This is a genomic window from Burkholderia sp. BKH01 (assembly GCF_025685725.1).
In the GTDB taxonomy this organism is placed as follows: Bacteria; Pseudomonadota; Gammaproteobacteria; order Burkholderiales; family Burkholderiaceae; genus Burkholderia; species Burkholderia pyrrocinia_C.
This window is the reverse complement of record NZ_JAOTQT010000040.1, coordinates 36,317-42,907: the sequence shown is the minus strand read 5'-3', so window position 1 is coordinate 42,907 and position 6,591 is coordinate 36,317. Positions and strand designations below refer to the sequence as shown.

The window sequence follows — 6,591 nt, the reverse complement described above, 5'->3', positions numbered from 1 at the left end:
GGCTCGACCCGGCCGCGTGGCCGGCGGTCGCGCTCGATGCGCTGCGCGCGAGCGGCGTGCTCGCCGACGGCGGCCGCTGCATGCGCGACGGCTGGGCGCAGCAGGCCGATCTGTGGCTCGTCGGCACGCATCTGCGGTGCGCGACGCTGCCGATGCTTACCGACGGCCGGCGTCATCCGCGCCGGCCGCCGGCGCCGCGCGGAGAAGTCTATGCGCGCGACCTGCCGGCGCTCGGCGTGCGCTTCACGCTGCGCGGCTGGCAGCCGGCGGAGGACGCCGGGCGGCTCGCGCGCTGGTTCGACGAGCCGCGCGTGCGCGACGGCTGGCCGGGCGCGCAGCCCGGCGCGGACGGTACGCAAGGTGCCGCACCCGACGCCGATCCGCACGTGACGCCGCTGGTCGGCTGCTTCGACGGCGAGCCGTTCGCGTACTTCGAGGCGGTCTGGCTGAAGGAAGACGCGCTCGCGCCGCACGTCGCGGCGTGCGACTACGACCGCGGGCTGCGGATGCTGGTCGGCGAATCGCGCTGGCGCGGCCCGCATTGCGTCGCGGGCTGGCTGCCGTCCGTCGTTCATTACCTGTTTCTCGACGACCCGCGTACCGAAGCGGTCGGCTGTGCCGTTCCGGCCGGCCACGCGCGGGTTGCCGACCATCTCGCGCGGCATGGCTTCGCGCGGCAGCGCCGTCTCGCGCTGGCCGACGCGCAGCCGCTGTGGATGCGCACGCTGCGCGAGACGTTCTTCTCCGGCCGTCACGTCTGACGGGCCGGAATCACCGACAAGGGAGCTGAGACATGCAGAGAGAAACCGTATTCGACCTGATCGGCGTCGGCTTCGGGCCGTCGAATCTGGCGCTGGCCATTCGCCTCGCGGAGCGCAGCGGTGCGCGCACGTTCGCCCATTGCTTCGTCGAGCGCCAGCCGGAATTCGGCTGGCATCGCGGGATGCTGCTCGACGATTGCCGGATGCAGATCTCGTTTCTGAAGGATCTCGTCACGATGCGCGATCCGAAAAGCCGCTACACGTTCATCAACTACCTGTTCGAACGCGGCCGGCTGAACGAATTCGTCAACCTGAAGAACTTCTATCCGACCCGCGTCGAATTCCACGACTACCTGAGCTGGGTCGCCGATGCGTTCGACGATCGCGTCCATTACAGCGAGACCGTGCTGGCGATCGAGCCGGTGCGCGGCGACGGTGCGCGGATCGACGCGCTGCGCGTGCTGTCGCGCGATGCCGCGGGCCACGAGCGCCAGCGTGTCACGCGCGCGCTGTCGGTCGGCGTCGGCGGCACGCCCGCGATCCCGGATGCGTTCGCCGCGCTCGGCCGCGACCGCGTGATCCATTCGTCATCCTATCTGACCGATATCGACCGGCTCGTCGCATCGCCGGACGGCGAGCGCCGCCGCGTCGCGGTGATCGGCGCCGGGCAGAGCGCGGCCGAGGTGTTCATCGATCTCGCGCGCCGCTTCCCGCACGTCGACGCGAGCCTCGTGATGCGCGCTGGCGCGCTGAAGCCGGCCGACGACAGCCCGTTCGTCAACGAGATCTTCAGCCCCGAGTTCACCGACGTCGTTTATGCGCAGCCGCACGACGCGCGCCGCGCGCTGCTCGAGCGCTATCGCGACACCAACTACGCGGTGGTCGACCGGCCGCTGATCGAGCAGATCTACGAAATGCTGTACCTGCAGCGCATCGACGGCGCGCCGCGTCATGCGCTGCTCGCGAACAGCGCGATCGAGGCCGCGGTGCGCACCGCCGACGACCGCATCGAGCTGACGCTGCGCGACCGGATGAGCGGCGCCACGCGCGTCGAACGCTTCGACGCGCTCGTGCTCGCGACCGGCTATCGCCGCGACACGCATTCGGCGCTGCTCGAAGGGCTCGCGCCGCACCTGGGCGATGCGCTCACGCGCGGCGACGTGACGCGCGACTACCTGCTCGCGACACCCGAGCACTTCGCGCCGCGCATCTACCTGCAAGGCTGCTGCGAAGACAGCCACGGATTGTCCGACACGCTGCTGTCGGTACTGGCGCGCCGCGCGGACGAAATCTGCGCGTCGCTCGAAGACGGGATCGCACCCGCCCATGACGATGGCGCGGCACGGGCGCCGCACGAAAAACGACAGGAAAACGGGGTGAGCGCGGGCCGGATGGCTTTCGCTCTTTGACAAAGGCGCGGTCGGAGACCGCATGAAAAAAGTGGAGCAGAGAAAGATGGAGTGGGCAACAGGCACGCGTTTGCGTGCGATCGCAGCCGCGGCGAGCGTGGCGTTCGGTGCGGCGGCGGGGCAGGCATGGGCCCAGACGGCGCCGGCCGTGAACGCAGGCGCCGCAGCGTCGGCCAGCAGTGAGCAGAACGGTGCGGCGAATGGCACGCCGAACGGTTCGCCGAATGGCACGCTGCCGGCGATCACCGTCAACGCGGCCTCGGAAGGCGACGGCACGGTCGGGCTCGTCGCGAAGCGCAGCAGGACCGGCACGAAGACCGACACGCCGCTCAACGAGATCCCGCAGACGGTCAACGTCGTCACCGCGCAGCAGATCGAGATGACCGGCGCGACCGACGTGAACGCGGCGCTGCGCTATGTGCCGGGCTTCTCGTCGTACGGTTCGGACAACCGTTCCGACTGGTACGCGGCGCTGCGCGGCTTCACGCCGACCGCCTACGTGAACGGGCTGCAGGTGCCGAACACGATCAACCTCGCGAGCTGGCGCGTCGATCCGTACATGATCGACAGCATCACCGTGCTGCGCGGGCCGACCTCGGTGCTGTACGGCGCGGGCGACCCCGGCGCGATCATCGACGTGCAGACCAAGCTCGCCGACGGCGAGCGCGTGCGCGAAGCCGGGGTGCAGATCGGCAACTACGCGCGCAAGCAGTTCATGATCGACGTCGGCGACAAGCTCGATGCCGACGGCAAGTACGCGTACCGGTTCGTCGGCGTCGCGCGCGACGGCAATGCGCTGACCGGCCCGAACAACGACCAGCGCGTCGCGCTCGCGCCGTCGTTCCGCTGGCGCCCGAACGCGGATACGTCGCTGACGCTGTCCGCGACGTACCTGCAGGACTGGGGCGACATCTCGTCGAACTTCCTGCCCGCGCAGGGCACGGTGCTGCCGAACCCGAACGGGCAGATCAACAAGGACGTCTATGAAGGCGACGGGAACTTCAACTATTACCGCAAGAAGCAGTGGTCGGTCGGTTACCAGTTCGAGCAGAACCTGACCCCGGCGTGGAAGTTCCGGCAGAACGTGCGCCTGATGCACCTGTCGCTCGACAACGGCTCGGTGTTCGGCAACGGCTTCGTCGACGGCAGCACGACCGACGTGTCGCGCTGGGCCGGCGTGTTCCAGATGAACTACAGCCGCTTCGACATCGACAACAACGTGGAAGGCCGCTTCGCGACGGGCCCGCTCCAGCACACACTGCTGCTCGGCTTCCAGTACAACCGCCAGACCGCGACCGACAGCGAATGGCTCGCCGCCGCACCGCCGCTGAACATCTACAACCCGGTATACCTGCCGGTCACGACGGCGGTGTTCGATCCGGCGTCGACGTTCCGCACCAACACGTACACGACGCTGAACACGTTCGGCCTGTACGCGCAGGACCAGATCAAGTGGAACCGCTGGACGCTTACGCTTGGCGGCCGCGAGGACTGGGTCAACATGCGGATGGACGACCGCGCGGGCGGTACGTCGACGAAGGCGGACGTGACGGCGTTCACCGGCCGCGTCGGCCTCACGTACCAGGGCGACTACGGGCTGTCGCCGTACGTCAGCTACGCGACGTCGTTCAATCCGCTGATCGGCGTGAACCTGCTCGGCGGCGGGCTGCCGCAGCCGACCCGCGGCAAGCAGATCGAGGCCGGCCTGCGCTGGCAGCCGCCCGGCAAGAACCTGATGCTGAACGCGGCGATCTACCAGATCAACCAGACCAACGGGATCACGCCGGCGCTGCCGAGTCAGGACGAAACCGGCACGAAGTCGGTGCAGACCGGCGAGGTGCGTTCGCGCGGGATCGAGCTGAGCGCGACCGGCAAGGTCACGCGGAACCTGTCGCTGATCGCGTCGTACGTGTACCAGGACGTGAAGAACGTGCAGGCGAACGACGTGTCGCTGAACAACTGGCCGGTCGACATTCCGCGGCCGCGCCAGATGGCGTCGCTGTGGGCCGACTGGACGTGGCACACCGGGCCGCTCGCGGGCTTCGGCCTCGGCGGCGGCGTTCGCTACCAGAGCGCGTCGGCCGGTGCGGCCGACAACTCGCTGACGGTGTCGAGCGTCACGCTGTTCGACGCGGGCGTGCATTACGACACGCGCAACTGGCGCTTTGCCGTGAACGGGACCAACCTGGCCAACCGCCATTACATCAGCGGTTGCCAGTCGATGAACGTCTGCGTTTTCGGCACCGACCGCACGGTGATCGCGACCGCGAAATACAACTGGTGACGTTGCGCGCCGCGGCCCGCCGGTCGGCCTTCGTGGCCGGCGCGGGCCGGCCGCGGCGCCTTCGTCCGCTTTTCCACGACGCATCCATGCCGAAGAAAAATCTCGTCTACATCCAGTCGCTGCGCAACGGCGCGGCCGATCGCGCCGGCCAGCCGGTCGCTTATCAGGGTGGCACGCGCTACATGAAGGCGCCGCTCGAATTCCTCGTCGAGCGCCTGAACGACTCGCCGCTCGGCGAGCGCTACACGCTCAAGGGCGTGATCGTCGACGACGACGACGGTTCGCCGGCCGACCGCGCGAAGGTGGCCGACTACGGCTTCGCGCGCACGCCCGGCCGGCCGTGGATCCTGCCGGAAGGGTTGACGGTGCAGGGCCGGGCGGTCGACGAACTGTTCTGCTCGATTCCGTCGACGTACCGGCGGCTGCCGCGCGACGCGCGCGAACGCGTGGCAGGCAAACAGGCGTTCGAGCACCGCCTGCTCGAGCGCCTGCTCGAACTCGACGCCGACGTCGTCGTGCTCGACGGGCTGCTGGTGATCCTCGACGAACTCGTACGGCCCGGCGCGCGCTTTCACCGGCGCATCGCGAACATCCACCCAGGCATCACGGCTGACGATTCGCCATACCAGCGGCGCGGCGCGTGGGCGACGCTCGACGCGCTGCACGGCGCGCGCGGCGAACGGGTCGACTGGGCGAGCGGCGCGACGTCGTCCGTCGAGCCCGTGACGATGACGGGCGCGTCGTTCCACTACGTCGACAACGGCATCGATTCCGGCGAGGTGATCTGCGACGTGCTCGACACGCCGATCGCGCCGGACGACACGATTCTCGAACTGCGCTGGAACAACTTCCAGCGCAGCCTGTTTCCGGCGCTCGAACGGGGGCTTCACGTGCTCGCCGACCGCCACGACGCGGGAGCACTGTGATGGAAGACACGCTGACGAAACCGGCCGGCGCCGCGGATGCCGTCGAAGGCGAGGTAGCCGCCGCGCTCGACGGCGCCGCGCATGGCCAGGCGACGCAGGTCGCCGAGCACACACTCGACGCATGGCATCCCGACGACTCGCCGGACTGTCTGCTCGCGGCGTTCGTCCCGTTGTTCAACACCGACACGCGGCACGACGCGGCAACGATCTCGGTGCCGCTCGGCGGCGCCAGTGCGGCGGCCGTCGCGTCGTACGTGGCGCGCGCGGTGCGCGAGGGCGTGATCGACGGCGCGCAGGTCGCCGGCGACATGCTGCGCCTGAACGTGTCGCGCACCACGTTCTGGCAGAACCCGCGGCCGTGGCTGAGGGCGCCCGCGTCGGGCGGGATGCCGCTGCGCTACGCGATCACGAACGGCCACCGGCACCCGGTGCGGCCGCCGTCGCCGGCCGGCGAGATCTATGCGCGCACCATGCCGCAGGTCGGGATGACGTTCAGCCTGCGCACCGTCGATATCGACGCGCACGCGGACCTGTTCAGCGGCTGGATGAACCTCGATCGCGTCGCGCAGTTCTGGGACCAGCGCGGCACGCGCGACGAGCATGCGGCGTATCTCGCCGAGCGGCTCGCCGATCCGCACATGCATCCGATGATCGGCTATTTCGACGATACGCCGTTCGGTTATTTCGAGTTCTACTGGGCGAAGGAGGACCGCCTCGCGCCCTTCTACGACGCGCACGACTACGATCGCGGGCTGCACCTGCTGATCGGCGACTCGCGCTTCCAGAGCGCGGGCAAGCTGCATGCGTGGTGGAGCGGGGTGCTGCACTACATGTTCGTCGACGAACCGCGCACGCAGCGGCTCGTCGGCGAGCCGCGCGTCGATCACGTGCGGCACATCGCGTACATGCACCGGCTCGGGTTCTACACGCTGAAGGAATTCGACTTCCCGCACAAGCGCGCGGCGCTCACCGTGATCGAGCGCGATACATTCTTCGACACTTTCCGGTTGCCGTGACGGGGCGGGCGCGCGGCGTCGGCGCGACGTTGCGCGCGGCCGGGCATCGCGCCTGCATCGGCCGTCCGGGATATGGACCGCGCGGCCTGCGTCGTGAAGAATGGATCGCTCTTCTTATCGACGACAGGCCGACAGCATGACAAAAACACCCGTGGCAGCGTGGGGCGCAACCTCCGATTCGCATGCCTTCAAATT

5 protein-coding genes are annotated in these 6,591 nt (G+C 69.0%); all 5 read left to right on the top strand.

All coding sequences use genetic code 11. The annotated features are described in order from the left end of the window. A partial coding sequence (locus OEJ37_RS33415; protein WP_263349269.1) for a GNAT family N-acetyltransferase occupies positions 1 to 761 on the top strand: 761 nt, incomplete at its 5' end. 32 nt (positions 762 to 793) lie between these two features. Beyond that, complete coding sequence (locus OEJ37_RS33410) at positions 794 to 2,170, top strand: lysine N(6)-hydroxylase/L-ornithine N(5)-oxygenase family protein (RefSeq protein ID WP_263349268.1); 1,377 nt, start codon at positions 794 to 796, stop codon at positions 2,168 to 2,170. A gap of 22 nt (positions 2,171 to 2,192) precedes the next feature. Next, entirely contained in the window at positions 2,193 to 4,454 is a 2,262-nt protein-coding gene (locus OEJ37_RS33405; RefSeq protein ID WP_263349266.1) for a TonB-dependent siderophore receptor, read from the top strand. Between the two features lie 86 nt (positions 4,455 to 4,540). Further along, positions 4,541 to 5,380 carry a formyltransferase family protein gene (locus OEJ37_RS33400; protein ID WP_263349265.1) on the top strand — a complete coding sequence of 280 codons (840 nt, stop codon included), beginning with the start codon at positions 4,541 to 4,543 and terminating at the stop codon, positions 5,378 to 5,380. Further along, complete coding sequence (locus tag OEJ37_RS33395) at positions 5,380 to 6,396, top strand: GNAT family N-acetyltransferase (RefSeq protein WP_263349263.1); 1,017 nt, start codon at positions 5,380 to 5,382, stop codon at positions 6,394 to 6,396. The genes OEJ37_RS33400 and OEJ37_RS33395 overlap by 1 nt, the downstream gene beginning before the upstream one ends. Positions 6,397 to 6,591: the final 195 nt, after the last annotated feature.